Origin of the sequence: Mesorhizobium sangaii, from assembly GCF_014207355.1 — a bacterium.
Lineage (GTDB): Bacteria > Pseudomonadota > Alphaproteobacteria > Rhizobiales > Rhizobiaceae > Mesorhizobium > Mesorhizobium sangaii.
The window spans coordinates 713,867-729,273 of the sequence record NZ_JACHEF010000001.1 but is presented as its reverse complement, the minus strand read 5'-3'; the positions used below and the strand labels follow the sequence as shown (position 1 = coordinate 729,273).

Annotated in this window: 14 protein-coding genes and 1 tRNA gene; 6 read left to right on the top strand and 9 right to left on the bottom strand. The window is 61.4% G+C overall.

Going from position 1 to position 15,407, the window contains the following annotated elements; genetic code table 11:
• Window positions 1-8: 8 nt before the first annotated feature.
• From HNQ71_RS03770 to HNQ71_RS03755, 4 genes are all read right to left on the bottom strand, one after another.
• Window positions 9-842, bottom strand: coding sequence for a DUF1444 domain-containing protein (locus tag HNQ71_RS03770; protein ID WP_184871234.1), 834 nt, complete (start codon window positions 840-842; stop codon window positions 9-11).
• Window positions 843-993: 151 nt separating this feature from the next.
• The gene (locus HNQ71_RS03765; RefSeq protein WP_184871233.1) at window positions 994-2,157 is read right to left on the bottom strand and encodes an isovaleryl-CoA dehydrogenase; all 1,164 of its coding nucleotides are present in this window, start codon (window positions 2,155-2,157) and stop codon (window positions 994-996) included.
• 72 nt (window positions 2,158-2,229) lie between these two features.
• Window positions 2,230-2,868 (bottom strand): TetR/AcrR family transcriptional regulator, encoded by a 639-nt coding sequence (locus tag HNQ71_RS03760; protein ID WP_184871232.1) that lies wholly within the window; start codon window positions 2,866-2,868, stop codon window positions 2,230-2,232.
• A gap of 72 nt (window positions 2,869-2,940) precedes the next feature.
• Window positions 2,941-3,225, bottom strand: coding sequence for an acylphosphatase (locus HNQ71_RS03755; RefSeq protein WP_184871231.1), 285 nt, complete (start codon window positions 3,223-3,225; stop codon window positions 2,941-2,943).
• Window positions 3,226-3,382: 157 nt separating this feature from the next.
• Between HNQ71_RS03755 and HNQ71_RS03750 the strand changes: the two genes are divergently transcribed.
• A complete protein-coding gene (locus HNQ71_RS03750; protein ID WP_184871230.1) occupies window positions 3,383-4,378 on the top strand; it encodes a bifunctional helix-turn-helix transcriptional regulator/GNAT family N-acetyltransferase in 996 nt (331 codons plus the stop codon).
• Between the two features lie 35 nt (window positions 4,379-4,413).
• Here the strand turns inward: HNQ71_RS03750 and HNQ71_RS03745 are convergent, their stop codons facing one another.
• A complete protein-coding gene (locus tag HNQ71_RS03745) occupies window positions 4,414-5,526 on the bottom strand; it encodes a pyridoxal phosphate-dependent aminotransferase (protein WP_184871229.1) in 1,113 nt (370 codons plus the stop codon).
• Between the two features lie 119 nt (window positions 5,527-5,645).
• On the opposite strand from HNQ71_RS03745, the gene HNQ71_RS03740 reads away from it, so the two are divergent.
• Window positions 5,646-5,861 carry a hypothetical protein gene (locus HNQ71_RS03740; RefSeq protein WP_184871228.1) on the top strand — a complete coding sequence of 72 codons (216 nt, stop codon included), beginning with the start codon at window positions 5,646-5,648 and terminating at the stop codon, window positions 5,859-5,861.
• A 340-nt stretch (window positions 5,862-6,201) separates the two neighbouring features.
• Here HNQ71_RS03740 and HNQ71_RS03735 read toward each other — a convergent pair whose 3' ends face one another.
• The gene (locus tag HNQ71_RS03735; protein WP_184871227.1) at window positions 6,202-7,377 is read right to left on the bottom strand and encodes a porin; all 1,176 of its coding nucleotides are present in this window, start codon (window positions 7,375-7,377) and stop codon (window positions 6,202-6,204) included.
• Window positions 7,378-7,526: 149 nt separating this feature from the next.
• Window positions 7,527-7,617: transfer RNA gene (locus HNQ71_RS03730), tRNA-Ser, on the bottom strand.
• Between the two features lie 451 nt (window positions 7,618-8,068).
• On the opposite strand from HNQ71_RS03730, the gene HNQ71_RS03725 reads away from it, so the two are divergent.
• Complete coding sequence (locus HNQ71_RS03725; protein ID WP_184871226.1) at window positions 8,069-9,238, top strand: porin; 1,170 nt, start codon at window positions 8,069-8,071, stop codon at window positions 9,236-9,238.
• A 240-nt stretch (window positions 9,239-9,478) separates the two neighbouring features.
• Complete coding sequence (locus HNQ71_RS03720; RefSeq protein WP_184871225.1) at window positions 9,479-10,561, top strand: tyrosine-type recombinase/integrase; 1,083 nt, start codon at window positions 9,479-9,481, stop codon at window positions 10,559-10,561.
• Between the two features lie 63 nt (window positions 10,562-10,624).
• Here HNQ71_RS03720 and HNQ71_RS03715 read toward each other — a convergent pair whose 3' ends face one another.
• Window positions 10,625-11,518 (bottom strand): alpha/beta fold hydrolase, encoded by an 894-nt coding sequence (locus tag HNQ71_RS03715; RefSeq protein ID WP_184871224.1) that lies wholly within the window; start codon window positions 11,516-11,518, stop codon window positions 10,625-10,627.
• 155 nt (window positions 11,519-11,673) lie between these two features.
• On the bottom strand, window positions 11,674-13,704 hold the full coding sequence (locus tag HNQ71_RS03710) for a lytic transglycosylase domain-containing protein (RefSeq protein ID WP_184871223.1): 2,031 nt from the start codon (window positions 13,702-13,704) through the stop codon (window positions 11,674-11,676).
• Between the two features lie 292 nt (window positions 13,705-13,996).
• Between HNQ71_RS03710 and dapA the strand changes: the two genes are divergently transcribed.
• Together dapA and smpB are read left to right on the top strand one after the other, a co-directional pair.
• On the top strand, window positions 13,997-14,878 hold the full coding sequence (gene dapA / locus HNQ71_RS03705; protein ID WP_095086797.1) for a 4-hydroxy-tetrahydrodipicolinate synthase: 882 nt from the start codon (window positions 13,997-13,999) through the stop codon (window positions 14,876-14,878).
• A 25-nt stretch (window positions 14,879-14,903) separates the two neighbouring features.
• The gene (smpB, locus tag HNQ71_RS03700; RefSeq protein WP_013896388.1) at window positions 14,904-15,383 is read left to right on the top strand and encodes an SsrA-binding protein SmpB; all 480 of its coding nucleotides are present in this window, start codon (window positions 14,904-14,906) and stop codon (window positions 15,381-15,383) included.
• Window positions 15,384-15,407 lie beyond the last annotated feature (24 nt).

Here is a 15,407-nt window from a genome sequence, read left to right as displayed (position 1 = left end):
GCCAAACTCTACGCTTGAGCCAGGAGCTTGCCGTTACGGCGCTCGAAAATCTTGTCGGACAGCAGATTGAAGCCATCCTTGAATGTGACGTCTATTATCTGCCTGGCTGCGTTTTGCGCCTTCGGATTGCTTGCGTCGAAGACGAACAATTGGTCACGGCGGGGCACCGCGAACAAGACGTCGCCGGGGAAATTCGCACTGATCGTAAGCCAGAATTCATCGAGCAGAACAAGGCTCGTTGAAAGCATCGTATTGCCGTCGACGTAGTACAGATGAAGGATATCGGACCCGTCGTCGGAGACGATTTTGGGCAGCCATTTTTTAACGTTGTTCAGCGCTATGACGCGCAAATCGGACAGCGCTCGTGCAGGGAAATCCTTTGGCGCAACCGGTGACAACGAGTCGGGAAGGTCGGCCATGTATACGACCGCAAGTTCGCCAACCAACGGCTCATGCAGAGGATCCGTACCCATCGATTTGAGTTGATCGATATGCTGTTGGGTTCGGATCACGGCGACGAGATCATTCTCTCCGACCTTGGAGAGACGAGCTCCCGCCGAAGCTCGGGCGAACCGCTCGATGGCGGCGTCGGCGTCTTCATCGGGGTACGAATTCAAATAGCCAAACAGGTTCGTGACATCCGAGCCTATATCGACATCGTCGATCTTCGAATTGATCCTCGCGGGATCAGATGGATCCGCAACCACGGTGTCTACACCCGGCTGCCGCCTAATGGCGGCAATCACAAGGCCTCTGAATTCCGCTATGTCGGGAAAGCGCTGCTTCTGTGCATTGGCTCGCCGCGGCAGGCTGGCAAAGAGCGTAGAAAGAATCATCGACAATAGCCTGCGCCTGTTCACGGGATTCACTCGTAGCGGAACCATCTTTCGCCTCGCCTATCTCCGTATGCCGCAGTCGTTGAAGAGACAGCTATTTGCCGTGGCGAGCAATCCACATTGTCACGGACGCGGTGCCAGTCTTTGCGCGGCGACATCACACCCCCTCAGCCATGATTTCCCGCCCGATCAGCCAGCGGCGGATCTCGCTGGTGCCGGCGCCGATTTCGTACAGCTTGGCGTCGCGCAACAACCGGCCGGTCGGATAGTCGTTGATGTAGCCATTGCCGCCCAGCAGCTGGAGAGCATCGAGCGCCATCTGCGTTGCCTTTTCGGCGGCAAACAGCACGCAGCCGGCGGCATCCTTGCGCGTCGTCTGGCCGCGATCGCAGGCGGCGGCGACGGCATAGACGTAGGCGCGCGCAGCGTTCATCGTCGTGTACATGTCGGCGAGCTTGCCTTGCACCAGCTGGAATTCGCCGATCGGCTGGCCGAACTGCTTGCGCTCGTGCACATAGGGGATCGCCACGTCAAGGCACGCCGCCATCAGGCCGATCGGCCCGCCGGCGAGCACGGTGCGCTCGTAGTCGAGGCCCGACATCAGTACCTCGACGCCGCGACCTTCCTCATGCAGCACGTTTTCGAACGGCACTTCGACATTCTCGAACACCAACTCGCCGGTGTTGGAGCCGCGCATGCCGAGCTTGTCGAGTTTTTGCGCCACCGAGAACCCGGCCATCGCTTTCTCGACGATGAAGGCGGTGATGCCGCGCGATTTCCGATCCGGATCGGTCTTGGCATAGACGACCAGGGTCTCGGCGTCCGGCCCATTGGTGATCCACATCTTGGTGCCGTTGAGCACATAGCGGTCATTGCGCTTGTCGGCACGCAGCTTGAGCGAGACGACGTCCGAGCCGGCGCCGGATTCCGACATCGCCAGCGCACCGACCCGCTCGCCGGAACACAGGGCAGGGAGAAATTTCTCCTTCTGCGCCGGCGTCGCCCAGCGATTGATCTGGTTGACGCAGAGATTGGAATGGGCGCCGTAGGAAAGGCCGACGGAAGCCGAGGCGCGGGAGATTTCCTCGACGGCGATCACATGCGCAAGATAGCCCATGCCGCTGCCGCCGAAATCCGGGTCGGCGGTGATGCCGAGCAGTCCGAGCGCGCCGAGTTCGCCCCACAGATGCGCCGGGAATTCGTTCGAGCGGTCGATGTCGGCGGCGACCGGCGCGATCCTGTCCTGCGCGAAGCGCCGCACCAAGTCACGCAGCGCCTCGATGTCTTCGTCATGCCCGAAGCTGAGCGTGTTCGTGTACATGCTTTCCTCCTGCCGCATGACTCCGAAAATCGACTTTGATCTTCGGAAAGGGATCATACGCGAAATAAAATGCTACAGCGTCCTTTGCGCGCCCGAAAGGAAGCGCGGCGCTGTACTCGATGCGGCGCCAACCAGGCGCATTGTCATTGAAAGATATGTCGCCGTCACTTCAGTGATCGACAGCCGCTCGCCCGGCCGAAACCAGACGATGACGCCGGTCATCATCTGAATCAGCGCCATGGCCGTCAGCCCTGTGTCATCGATGTCGAAGACGCCGGCCTCGGCGCCGTCGCGCAGGATGGCGCGCAACTCCTTTTCGTAAGCCGTGCGCATCCGCAGGATCTGTGTCAGCCTTTCGGGCGACAGGCTGCGCAACTCCATGTTCGAAACATGCGTGGCATGGCGACGCTCGATATGAAAAGCGATGTGGTTTTCGACATAGGCAGCGAGCCGCCGCACGGGATCCGCGCTGGTCGGGCGGGCTGCTTCCCATGCATCGGTCAGGCCTTCCATATGCTCGCGCATCAGCGTGAACAAAAGCCCTTCCTTGGTCGGAAAATAGCGATAGAGCGCCGCTGCCTGCACGCCGACTTCGGTGGCGAGCTGACGCATCGACATTGCCTCGTAGCCAAACCGCGCGATCAGATTGACGGCCGCCTCGCGGATGGTCGCTTCGGTCTTTTCGCCATCGGATCCGGTGGTGCGCGCCATGTCAGCCCCTTTGCGGGACAATAATAAAACGAACGTTCAATTAATTCAAGAGAGCTCGAGCCAAGTCCATCGTCATGCGACAATCCTGAACTCGATAGAAGCGTTTCCGGCAGCCAACTCCTCGACGTCGACCCTGGAGACCGAAGCCTCGGACGGCCCTTTCCATAGTCGTTCGATCATTGTCGAGACCGCTTCATCGGGTCCCGCAATCTGGGTCGTCACAGTCCCGTCGGCTTCATTGCGAACCCAGCCCGCAAGGCCAAGGCTTGTGGCCTCGCCCCGAACCCAGATCCTGAAGCCGACGCCTTGCACATTGCCGTAGACGCGCGCCCGTACTTCCCTGCGATGACCAGCCATGAAATCTCTCCAAGCCTGTCTCCCTGGAATCTGGCGCATGGCTCAGGGAATGCAACCTGAATTGTGCGCACGACCTCGGGCCTTCCGGGTTTGAAATTTAGTTGACTCAGTCCATTAATTTTGGAAAATCGGCTGCTGCCATTGGGGTTGGACGCCGATGTTGGACGAACGCAAAGCATTGGTGGCGCAGATCCGCCACTTCAACCGCTTCTACACCCGCACCGTCGGCCTTCTCGACGAGACCTTGACCCAGAGCGCGTTCACCTTGACCGAGGCGCGGGTGCTGTTCGAACTCGGCCACCACAGCCGCCCGGCTTCGGCCGAGATCGCAGGCGAACGCGGTTTCCTGGCCGGGGCATTTCGGCTGGAGAACGGCCCGGCGGCCGCCGAAATCGCCAGCCAATTGCGTGTCGATGCCGCCTATCTGACGCGGATCTTGCGCAAGTTCGCCGGCGAGGGCCTGACCGAGGCCCGGACGGATCCGGCCGACCGGCGCCGAAGGGTTCTGTCGCTGACGTCGAGGGGCGAGGCCGCTCTTGCGAGGCTTCAGGCGGCGGCCGATCAGGACACGGCGCGGCTGATCGAAAGCATCCCCGACGACAGGCTGCACGAGCTGGGCGACGCGTTGCGCAAGGCCGGGGAATTGCTGGGTGATCCCGCCAGCGAAAACGCCGAGGTGACGCTGCGGCCGCACCGCGTCGGCGACGTCGGCTGGGTCGTGCAGCGGCAGGCCCAGCTCTACGCCGATGAATATGGCTGGAGCATCGAGTTCGAAGCCATGCTTGCCGAAATCGGCGCCGACTTCATCCGCAATTTCGTGCCCGGCCGCGATTTCTGCTGGATTGCCGAGCGCGGCAGCGGGGAGCCAGTCGGCGCGGTGTTCCTGGTCCATCTGGACGACGAGGTGGCCAAGCTGAGGATGCTGCACGTCGAGGCGGCGGCACGCGGCCTGGGCATCGGCAAACGCCTGGTCGCGGAATGCGTGAGCCGGGCCCGCGCGTGCGGCTACAAGCGACTGGTGCTGTGGACCAACGATATCCTCGTCGCGGCGCGCGCGATCTATGAGCGTGCCGGTTTCAAACTGGTCTCGGAGGAGCGCCACCACAGTTTTGGCAAGGACTTGACCGGCCAGACCTGGGAGCTGGATTTGTAAGCGCGACCCGGCCGTTCCATTGGGATGGAGCAGCTCTAATTCCCCCGCGCCGCCGCCAGCGCGCCGGGCAGTTCCTCGGCGAAAATGTCCAGTTCGTGATCCAGGCCGACGCTGACGCGGATGCAGCGGTCGAGCACCGGCACCATCGGCTTGCGGATGAAGATGTCGCGTGACAGCAGCCCCTGCAACACTTTCAGCGCGAACGCGCCATCGCCACCACAGTCGATGGTGACGAAATTGGTTGCCGAGGCCAGCGGCTTCAGCCCGTTCTGTTCGGCTATGCCGGCGATGCGTCGGCGGCCGGCCGCAACCCGCGCCACCACACTCTGCAGATAGTCCTGATCGGCAAGTGCCTCGACGCCGGCGATCTGCGCCATGCGGCTGACGCCGTAATGGTTGCGGATCTTCTCGAAATCGCGGATCACCTGGGCCTCGGCCACCGCATAACCGCAGCGTATGCCGGCGAGCCCATAGGCCTTGGAGAAGGTGCGCATACGGATGATGTTCGGCCGCGAGATATCGATCGGCGGCAGTGCCGAGGCCGGTCCGAGTTCGCCATAGGCCTCGTCGAGCACCAGCATGGTGGTTTCCGGCAGCGCCTCGATGAAGCGGATGAGCTCGTCGGCCTCCCACCAGCTGCCCATCGGATTGTCCGGATTGGACAGATAGACCAGCGGCGCCTTGTCCTTGCGCACAGCCGCGAGCAAGCCGTCCAGGCTTTCCTTGTCGTTGTGATAGGGGACGGTGACCAGCCGCCCGCCGACACCGGCGACATGGAAGTTGAAGGTCGGATAGGCGCCGCGCGACGTGACCACGGCATCGCCGGGCGCCACATACATGCGTGCGACCAAGCTGAGCAGCCCGTCTATGCCTTCGCCGACCACGACGTTTTCGACCTTGACGCCGTGATGCGCGGCGGCTGCCACCTTCAGGTCGTGATTGTCGGGATCGCAATACATCCACATGTCGCGGGCAATTCCGGCCATGCGCTCGATGACGCGCGGAGAAGGACCAAAACTGCTCTCATTGGCGCCGATGCGGGCGCGAAAAGCGCGGCCACGCTCGCGCTCCTGTGCCTCGGGACCAACAAAAGGCACCGTCGAGGGAAGCGCTGCGACGAGCGGCGTGAGGGGAGGGTGTGGGCGCATGGTGGGAGCTCGCTTGAAAAGGGCCTTCTTGCTAGCCTGCCCGCATGGTCGGTGCAAGTTGCGCGCGGCCCCCAACCGCAATGCTGGATTCCTTCGCCTCTTTTTGCTAGCGAGACACGATGAACAATCGTCTTCCGCCAGCCTGGTCCAAGCACCTTAAGGTCCAAACCGGGCCGAAACCCAAGTTCCCGCAGCAAAATCTGCGGCAAGAAAATCCGCTTTCGCGTACGCAGGCAGACGACGCGCTGCTGGAGCAGGCGTACCAGTTTCAGCAGGCCAAGCGGCTTAACGAGGCTCAGGAGCTGTGCCTTCGGTTGGCTGGCGCGCACGCCTAACCATCCACTCGCCCTGTATATTTTTGGGGACCGTGTGCTTGGGCTACGACGATGACGCGGCCTTGCGGTATTTCGCACGCGCGGCCAACGAGGAGCCAAAGAACCCCCTGCTACCACCTTGGCCTGGCCTCGGGCTCAGTGAATTTTCACCAGCAATCGAGCATATGCAGAGTGGGTGGTGGTGAAGCGCGCAATGCGTTCGCGACCTGCGCTGTTGAGGCCGAACCAAAGTTAAGACCGTGAGCTGCAGCACCGGATGCAAAGGTCGCACAAAGTGTTGAAAAAACCCGGCGGTTGCCCGCCGGGTTTTCGATTTCGACAAGTCGAATCTATTAGTCTATTAGAACGAGCGCTGGAAGCGGAGGATACCGCCGACGCTGTTCTTCTTGTCGGCGTTGACCCAGTTGCGATCGTCGGCATCGCCAAACTTGCCATCGTGGTTGTAGTCGACTTCGCCCGTGACCGTGAAGCCGGGGACGATGTCGTAGGCAACGTTGGCCGCGACGCCGACGTTCTTGGCGTCATCAGCCGACACCTGAGCGTTGAACGAGGTCTTCTCGTTGAACTTGTAGGTGCCGCCGCCCCAGACTGCCCAGTTGCCGCCCCACTGCTTGTAGAAGTTGCGGTCTATGTGATCGTCCGAACCATAGCCGCCCATGATCCACAGGGTCAGGGCGTCAGACGCTTTCACGTCCAGGCGAACCTTGCCGGTCCACTCTTCCCAGGTACTGTCATAGGAGGCCACGCCGGTGATGGTGCCCCAACCCTGCGTGTACTTCACGCCGCCGACCACGTCCGGAACGTAGCTGTCGATCGTGTCGTTGCCGGAAGTCGCGTTGAAGAGATAGTTGCCGGCCCCGTCGAAGGTGGCAGCGCCAGCATCACTGGAGCCTTCTTCGAGCGAGACGACGGCCGAGAAGCCGTTGCCACCGTCGAAATAGTACTGGACGACATTGGTGTCGAAGCCACCATAGGGAACCAGCGTATCCTGGATGACTTCGCCGGCGTAGCCGATGAACGTATTGAAGGCCGATTCGTCCTTACCGACGCGGAGACCACCGAGCTGGATCCAGGCGAAGTTCAGCGTGATGCCCTTGTTGTGGGCATCATTGCCGAATTCGTCGCCATAGCCGTTGGAGTTGCCGAATTGGATGCGGGTTTCGGTGTAGGTCTTCAACGTGCCCAGCTCGGTTTCCTGGCCGGTCCAGGTCTTCAGCGTGAAGCGGGTGTTCTTCGCCCACGTGTCCTGCAGCTTGGGATCGCCAAGCTGGTTTTCGGCGCGCGCCCCATCGAACGAGCCGACGTCGCCGCCGCCGATGTCGTAACGGACATAGCCGCCGATGCGCAGGCAGGTTTCGGTGCCGGGGATGTAGTAGTAGCCAGCGCCGTAGACGTCGCAGATCTTGACGTATTCAGCGGGCTCCGGCTCGGCGACGACGACGGCGTCGGCGGCGCGCGCACCGGAAACTGCGATGAGAGCCGCAGCGGAGCCGAGGAGAAGGCTCTTGATGTTCATTTTCTGACCTCCAGTCAGAATCGAACAAAGCAGCGTTGTTTTCAGTGCATTTTGGCGCGGAGTCGCGCTCCGGCGGCAACGGAATATCTGCCTATCAAGCTGTTTTAATGGGATAATGTTTGATGTGCCGCCTTCGAAGCAGGCAGCGATGGCGGAGAGGATGGGATTCGAACCCACGAGAAGCTTTTGACCTCTACTCCCTTAGCAGGGGAGCGCCTTCGACCACTCGGCCACCTCTCCGTTGCGCCGCTGGATAAAGAAAAGCGCCGGCACAATCAACAAGCCCGCGTCATTATATGGAAAAATAAGAACGCGCCGAGTTGCTGCTTTCCATGGATGCGGCGGTTCTGCGGCAGTTTCCTGGCTGGCGACTCGGGACCTCGCCATGATTCCGTCTGCCGATCGCCGGATTCGACTGGAAACAAGCGGTTGCGGCGGCCCTAATGGTTAACGAGAGCTTTCTGAGTGAGGCCAAATCGTGTCATTTGTGCAACAACGCCAGGGGATAGCAGCCGAACAGCCCTTTCGCCGGTACGATCGTGGTTGAACGCCGCCGTCTCATGGGTAATGTCGAATTCGAAGGAGCGGCGCGGTGCGCATCTTTTTCGGTAGTGGGGATGGGGCAGGGAACGCTGTCCTTCAGCAAAGAATACCCAGACCCGTTTTTTAACTTTTGACTGGAGGTCAGAAAATGAACATTAAGAGCCTTCTCCTCGGCTCCGCTGCGGCTCTGCTCGCAGTTTCCGGTGCGCGCGCCGCCGACGCCGTCGTCGTCGCCGAGCCGGAGCCCGCTGAATACGTCAAGATCTGCGACGTCTACGGCGCTGGCTACTTCTACATCCCCGGCACCGAAACCTGCCTGCGCATCGGCGGCTATGTCCGTTACGACATCGCCGGCGGCGACGTCGGCTCGTTCGACGGCGCTCAGAACGTCGACCACCAGGACGGCGACATCCATGACACGTGGCAGAAGAATGCCCGCTTCACGTTCAAGACCTGGACCGGCCAGGAAACCGAACTCGGCACCTTGAAGACCTACACCGAGACCCGCTTCAACTTCGGCAACGACAACGCCTACGCCGACTTCGATCCAGTCTCGGGCGCCTTCACCGACAACCCCGCTCATGGCAAGGGCGCCAGCCTGAACTTCGCCTGGATCCAGCTTGGTGGTCTGCGCGTCGGTAAGGATGAATCGGCCTTCAATACGTTCATCGGCTACGCCGGCGAAGTCATCCAGGATACGCTGGTTCCCTACGGCGGCTTCGACACCAACGTCGTCCAGTACTATTTCGACGCTGGCAACGGCTTCTCGGCCGTCGTCTCGCTCGAAGAAGGTGCAGGCACCGTTGGCACCATCGACAGCTACGTTCCGCATGTCGTCGGCGGCGTGAAGTGGACGCAGGGCTGGGGCGCCATCACCGGCGTCGTCGCTTATGACAGCAACTACGAAGAAGTTGCCGGCAAGGTTCGTTTGGACGTGACTGCCTCCGACGCCCTGACGCTGTGGGTCATGGCTGGCTACGGCACGGATGACAATCTTGACGACGACGCGAACAACGTCATCGATGCCGGCGGCCGCGGCTTCTACAAGCAGTGGGGTGGCAACTGGGCAGTCTGGGGCGGTGGCACCTACAAGTTCAACGAGAAGACCAAGTTCAACGCTCAGATCTCGTATGACGATTGGAAGAATCTCGGCGTTGCCGCGAACATCGCCTACAGCATCGTTCCCGGCATGACGATCACGGCCGAAGTCGACTACCTCAATGCAGGCAAGTTCGACGACGCCGACTTCTCCAACTGGACCAATGCCGACAAGAAGAGCAGCGTCGGCGGTATCCTCCGCTTCCAGCGCTCGTTCTAAGGGCTGGTTCTACACAGGTGAAATCCAGCCCGGGCGCGCAAACGCCCGGGCTGTTTTTGTTTCGTGACTGGGTCAAGGCAGACAGAAGGAACAGGGGGTAACGGTAGCTGAATAGGGTCCGTGGGTGATTTCGTGGGATCCGCTGATGGGCGGATGAAATCACAACTGCGTGATTCAAATCTCTTGAAAGGACGCCTCCAAGCGGATAGGGCTGATCTATCCCACTCGGGGGTGTGGCAAATGATGACGACCGAAGCGATTCAAGAGGGTGAGCCTTCTGATCATTTTTCGATGTTTTCTTCTCAAAATGCGAATATACGATACAGTTACAACAAGATCAGAGAAGTAAAGTCGTATAGGGTTCGAGAGCTCTTTTTAGCATACCGGGACATATTATGGGATGATGGGCGGCATAAGTACAATGTCAGCTCTTTCATCGGCGAGATAGATGAGCTTCTCCTTGGAGAGCGATTCAGCGCCTTTGACCAGAGTACCCTGGATAACCTTATTGGTACCTTGCGCCAGCGCGGCAACAGCAACGCAACCATCAATCGAAAGATGGCTGCCCTCAGCAAACTGCTGCGCAAGGCTTACAAGATGGGAGATATCCACAGCCTGCCCGAGTTCCGCCGCCAGAAGGAGCGGGCGGGACGGATTCGTTTCCTCGAGAGGGACGAAGAGGCACGGCTGTTCGCCGCCATCAGGAGCCGCAGCGAGGATGCCTACAGGCTTTCAGTCTTCCTGGTCGATACAGGATGCCGTCTCGGTGAGGCGCTTGGGCTGATCTGGAACGACATACAGGAGCATCGCGTCAGTTTCTGGATCACCAAATCCGGCCGCAGCCGCACCATTCCGATGACCGAGCGGGTCAAGGAGGTCATCAAGCTCCCGGCTGCCGAAGGCCGCCGGCCCAAAGGCCCGTTCACCAAACTCAGCCAGGCACAGTTCCGTGCCATCTGGAACGATGCCAAAGCCGAAGTCGGCCTTGGCGCCGATGACCAGGTGGTGCCGCATATCTTGCGACACACCTGCGCCTCGCGTCTCGTCCAGGGTGGGATCGACATCCGCCGTGTGCAGATGTGGCTCGGTCACCAGACGCTGTCGATGACCATGCGTTATGCGCATCTGGCCACCAATGACCTCGATGGCTGTGTGGTTGTCCTGGAAACACCTCGCGGCGAGCAACCGGCAAGCAGTGGGGAAGGCTCCATGTTTTCGTCGCCTGTGACCACGCCTTCATCCCCGTCCACAGCACGGAAACAGCGGGACGAATCAGCTGCGGCCTCGCCGAAAGCGCCTCGGAAAAAGTCAAAAGCCAAATAGGCGGGCGATCTGCCCTATACTGTTGTGACGACCCCAGGACCTTGTTTGGTCTTGAGGTTTGCTTTAGATGTACTGTCGTTCGGCGCGATCAAGGAAAGCCGCGATGGCGTCCGGCAAGTCGCCGGTCTCGAGGAAAGGCGCGTGGCCCTGGCCCTCGACGATGATCGTTTCCATCATGGAATGATGTTCTTGCATCTGCCGTAGCGTGTCTGTGGACAGCAATCTCGAGTTGGCGCCGCGGATGGTGAGCAATGGGATCGCGGCCAACGCGTCGAACTGCGCCCATAGAGCAGGCAAAGGCTGTGTTAGGTCGAGACTTGCGACGGTGTCGACCAGCTTTGGGTCAAAATCCGGCAACAGGCCCTGATTCGTCTCGCGGTTGAGCGCCCGTACCATCCGCGCCCAATCCGCGTCGGTGAGCGCGGAAAAGTCCTGGCCGTGAACGCTGCGTTGGGCAGCCACGGCCTCGGCGAAGGTTCTGGGGGTCGGTGTCCGTTCAAGATAGGACTTGATATGGGCGAGGCCGGCCACCTCGATCACCGGCCCGATGTCGTTGAAAACAATGGCTTTCAGGATAGCCGGCTGCATCATGCCGAGCACATGGATGATCAGCCCGCCGCGTGATGTTCCGATAAAGGCGGCCGCCTCTATTTCCAATGCCGCCAGCCCGGCAAGGATGTCGGCGGCTTCGACCCCGACATTGTAATGGCTGATATCGGCATCATAGGCAGACTGCCCGCGCCCGCGATAATCGAAGGCAACGACCTTGCGCGGAGCCTGAACTCGAGAAGAAAGATGGAGCGCAAGCTCATGAAAATCCCGGGCATTGCGGGTCAGACCGGGCAGGCAGACGACCGGCCAGTGTCCGGAATTCGCGTCACCATAGACGCGGGCGTGAAGTTTTAGCCCATCCGGCGCGCTGTAGAAAAAGTCGGAAAAACCTTCGCTGTTCGACATCGGGACGCGATTCCTTCCGGCTGCCTGATCGTCTTCCGACTGCTACAGGCGAGGGAAGGTGGGGTCAAATTGAGACCGGGTTGGAGAGAGCCGCCAAACCGCGAGGGGCAGAATCGACAGCATCGGCGAAGTCGCCTTTTGAGGGGTCGGCTTCGTCAGCTGCGCCCGTTCACCAGATCTCCAACGATGTCGTATTTGCCGGAAATACGCATCTTGTAGACCTCGTAATTCTCCATCACGCGCTGCACGTAACTTCTTGTTTCCGTGTAGGGAATCCGCTCGATCCAGTCGACGACGGCGTCGATGTCCTTGCCGCGCGGGTCGCCGTATTTCGCGACCCACTGGCTGGCCCGGTTGGGACCGGCATTGTAGCCGGCGAAGGTCAGAACATAGGAGCCGTTGAAGCGGTCGAGTTGTTCGCCAAGGAAGGCCGAACCAAGCGTCGCGTTGTAACCGGCGTCGGTGGTCAGTCGTGTCTGCGAGAATTGCATGCCGGCCTTTTTCGCCAATTGCTTGGCGGTGCCCGGCATCAGCTGCAGCAGCCCGCGGGCGCCCGCACTCGACACTGCGCCGATGTTGAATTCGCTCTCCTGGCGGGCGATCGCATAGGCCAGCGCCTTGCCCGAGCCGGAGATATTGGCCGAATCGGGAATGACGCCGAGCGGATGCGACAGCGCGCCGACATCGATGCCGCGCGCGCCGGCGATCTTGCCGACTTTCAGCGCCATGAAATGGTTGCCTTGCTTTTCCGCCAAGACCGCGAGCAGCGCCAGCTCGCCTGGGCTGGTCAACTGCCCGGCAAGGTCGCGATAGAGTGTATCGGCATAGCGGTCATAGCCCGCCTCCTGCAGCCGCTTGATGGCGCTGACGGCCTCGCGGCCGGCAAAATTCTGCCGGTCGGCGGCATCGGGCTGCGGGTAGGCGATGTTGAGCGCCTGCCGGCCCACACGTTCGGCGGCAAGCTGGCCGTAAAATGTCGTGCCGTAGGCAGCGGCGCGCACAAAATAGTCCTTGGCGCTGCCCGGACCGCCGACTTCCGCCGCACGGCCGAGCCAGTAGTAGGCGCGCGACAGGGTCATCGGTCCCTGGGCGAGGTCGGCGATGCGCGCAAAATGCGTTGCAGCAAGCTTTGGATCGTTCAGGCCACGCAGCGCATACCAACCGGCATGGAACTCGGCCTCGGCCGCATTGGTGGCGCTTTCGGCGGCATGCGTGGCGACGATCCGGTAGGCCGTCTTCATGTCTCCTTCGTCGACCAGTTCGCGCGACAACACCCGGCGCTCGACCCACCAGGCGTCCGGATCGACCAAAGCTTCGCGATCGGCCGGTGCCTGCATCACGACAGCCGCGGCGTCGGCAAAGTTCTCTTTCTTGCGCAGATATTCGGCCTGCGCGAAGAAATAGCCGGCCGAACGCTGCGCCGCCGGCACTGCCTTCAGCAGTTTCGGCGCGTTCTTGTCGCCTCTGTCCGCCGCCGCCCAGGCGTCGGCAAGCTGCTGGGCACCGGCGAGGCCGGCGACCCGCTGCGCCGAATTCGCCCGATCGGCATAGAACATGCGCTCCATGCGAAAACGGTGGTCGGCGGCTGGGATCAGGCTGCCGAATTCCTTGAGCAGCGCCGACTCGTCCTTGGCCTCCAGGATTGCGGTGCGCCAGAATGGCGACAGCACCGAACGCGCCGCCTTGGCATTGCCCGACGCCACAAAGGCGCGGGCGAGCACCATCACGCCTTCGAATGTCTGTGGCTGGCTGCCGTCGAATGCCGCAATGACGGTGTTGGGGGCAGGGTTCTCGCGATAGAGCGCCCGCTCGCTGTTCTTGCGCAAGGCGAGGGTGCCGGGCCAGTTGGGCAGCATCTTCGCTGCGGCGGCAATATCGCCGCTCGGAACCTTGTCACCGCCGTAAAGCGCGATCGCCCAGGCAAGGATATGCTGGTCGAGCGAGTGGCCGGGAAGGGCATCACGCACCGCACGGGCGCCGGGAATGTCGCCAGCCGCCAGCGCATCCAGCCCGCTTTTCAACAGGGCGACGCTGGGCGAGGCAACCTGTTGCGCCTCGGCCTGCAGGTCTGGCATCGGGATGGTCGAAGTGACCTGCACATCGACGCTGCCGCCGATCGCCATGCCCGGCATCAGCGCGAGCGTGGCGCCAAGCAGCGCGAAGAGGTGAGGCCGACTTGTCGGCATGGTCTTTACGTCTTTCCTTGTCCTGGCATTCTACCAGCAGGCGCAGAGGCTTCGAAGCCCAAACTTAGGTCGTGAAGAGGCCGTAAACAAAGAGTTAGCGCGGTCGTTCGAATTGCGCTTGCTGGCACCATGGCAATGCTTGCCGCGCAACAATGTCGAGACTATGGTGCGCCGCTTCGCTTTCGGCTAGAAGGCGCGCACGACAAAACACCGATGCATGTCGCCTAAACGTGGGTACCGGTTTTGGGACAATGACATGCATGAACAAAGAAGTGCCAAGGAGTTGGACGACATGCTGAGAGGCTCGCTTACTGCGCTCGTGACACCGTTCGAAAAGAGCGGGCGTTTCGACGAGAAAGCCTTTCGCGCGTTCGTCGACTGGCAGATCGCCGAGGGCACGACGGGCCTGGTCCCCGTCGGCACCACCGGCGAGTCGCCGACGCTGTCGCATGACGAGCACCGCCATGTCGTCAAGGTCTGCATCGAGGTGGCCAGGGGCCGCGCCCCGGTCGTCGCCGGCGCCGGCTCCAACAACACCGAGGAAGCGGTCGGGCTGGTGCAATATGCCGAGAAGGCCGGCGCCGACGCCGCACTCGTCGTCACCCCCTATTACAACAAGCCGACGCAGCGCGGCCTCTACGCGCATTTCGCCGCCGTCGCCAGGGCAACCAGCCTGCCGATCATCATCTACAACATCCCGCCGCGCTCGGTGATCGACATGAGCCCGGAGACGATGGGCCAGCTGGTGCACGACTTCAAGAACATCATCGGCGTCAAGGATGCCACCGGCAAGGTCGAGCGGGTTTCCGAGCAGCGCGCTACGTGCGGCAAGGATTTCATCCAGCTTTCGGGCGAGGACGCCTCGGCGCTCGGCTTCAACGCGCATGGCGGCGTCGGCTGCATTTCGGTGACGTCGAATGTCGCGCCGCGGCTCTGCGCCGAATTCCAGGAAGCAACGCTTTCCGGCGACAGCGCCAAGGCGCTGGACTTGCAGGACCGCCTGCTGCCGCTGCACAAGGCGATCTTCCTCGAGCCCGGCGTTTCAGGCGCGAAATATGCGCTGTCGAAGCTGGGCAAGGTCGAGAACGTGCTGCGTTCGCCGCTGATGACGGTCGAACAGTCGACCGCCGACAGGATCGATGCGGCGATGAAGCACGCCGGCTTGATAAACTAGGGATGAGGCGCCACCTCTCCACATCATGAATCAAGTCAGAAAAGCCGATCCCAACAACAAGACCGTTGCGGAAAACCGCAAGGCGCGGTTTTCCTATGAGGTGCTCGACACGATCGAGACCGGCTTGGTGCTGACCGGCACCGAGGTTAAGTCGCTGCGCCAGGGCCAGGCCAACATCCAGGACAGCTATGCCTCGGTCGAAGGCGGCGAGATCTGGCTGATCAATTCCTATCTGCCGGAGTATCTGCAGGCCAACCGCTTCAACCACGAGCCGCGCCGGCGGCGCAAACTCCTGCTCAACAAGCGTGAGATGGCCAAGCTGGCACAGAGCGTCGACCGCGAAGGCATGACGCTGGTGCCGCTGAAGATCTATTTCAACGATCAGGGCCGCGCCAAGCTGCTGCTCGCCGTTGGCCGCGGCAAGAAACTGCACGACAAGCGCGAAACCGAGAAGCAGCGCGACTGGTCGCGCGAGAAGGGCAGGCTCTTGAAAGAGCGGGGGTAGGCAGGGGCATTCGTTTGACGAGCC

Coding starts and splice junctions, on each gene's coding strand:
- HNQ71_RS03720 (WP_184871225.1), top strand. CDS start 9,479: ATGATGACGACCGAAGCGATTCAAGAGGGTGAGCCTTCTGATCATTTT.
- HNQ71_RS03765 (WP_184871233.1), bottom strand. CDS start 2,157: ATGTACACGAACACGCTCAGCTTCGGGCATGACGAAGACATCGAGGCG.
- HNQ71_RS03710 (WP_184871223.1), bottom strand. CDS start 13,704: ATGCCGACAAGTCGGCCTCACCTCTTCGCGCTGCTTGGCGCCACGCTC.
- HNQ71_RS03760 (WP_184871232.1), bottom strand. CDS start 2,868: ATGGCGCGCACCACCGGATCCGATGGCGAAAAGACCGAAGCGACCATC.
- HNQ71_RS03715 (WP_184871224.1), bottom strand. CDS start 11,518: ATGTCGAACAGCGAAGGTTTTTCCGACTTTTTCTACAGCGCGCCGGAT.
- HNQ71_RS03740 (WP_184871228.1), top strand. CDS start 5,646: ATGAACAATCGTCTTCCGCCAGCCTGGTCCAAGCACCTTAAGGTCCAA.
- dapA (WP_095086797.1), top strand. CDS start 13,997: ATGCTGAGAGGCTCGCTTACTGCGCTCGTGACACCGTTCGAAAAGAGC.
- HNQ71_RS03755 (WP_184871231.1), bottom strand. CDS start 3,225: ATGGCTGGTCATCGCAGGGAAGTACGGGCGCGCGTCTACGGCAATGTG.
- HNQ71_RS03750 (WP_184871230.1), top strand. CDS start 3,383: ATGTTGGACGAACGCAAAGCATTGGTGGCGCAGATCCGCCACTTCAAC.
- HNQ71_RS03745 (WP_184871229.1), bottom strand. CDS start 5,526: ATGCGCCCACACCCTCCCCTCACGCCGCTCGTCGCAGCGCTTCCCTCG.
- HNQ71_RS03735 (WP_184871227.1), bottom strand. CDS start 7,377: ATGAACATCAAGAGCCTTCTCCTCGGCTCCGCTGCGGCTCTCATCGCA.
- HNQ71_RS03725 (WP_184871226.1), top strand. CDS start 8,069: ATGAACATTAAGAGCCTTCTCCTCGGCTCCGCTGCGGCTCTGCTCGCA.
- smpB (WP_013896388.1), top strand. CDS start 14,904: ATGAATCAAGTCAGAAAAGCCGATCCCAACAACAAGACCGTTGCGGAA.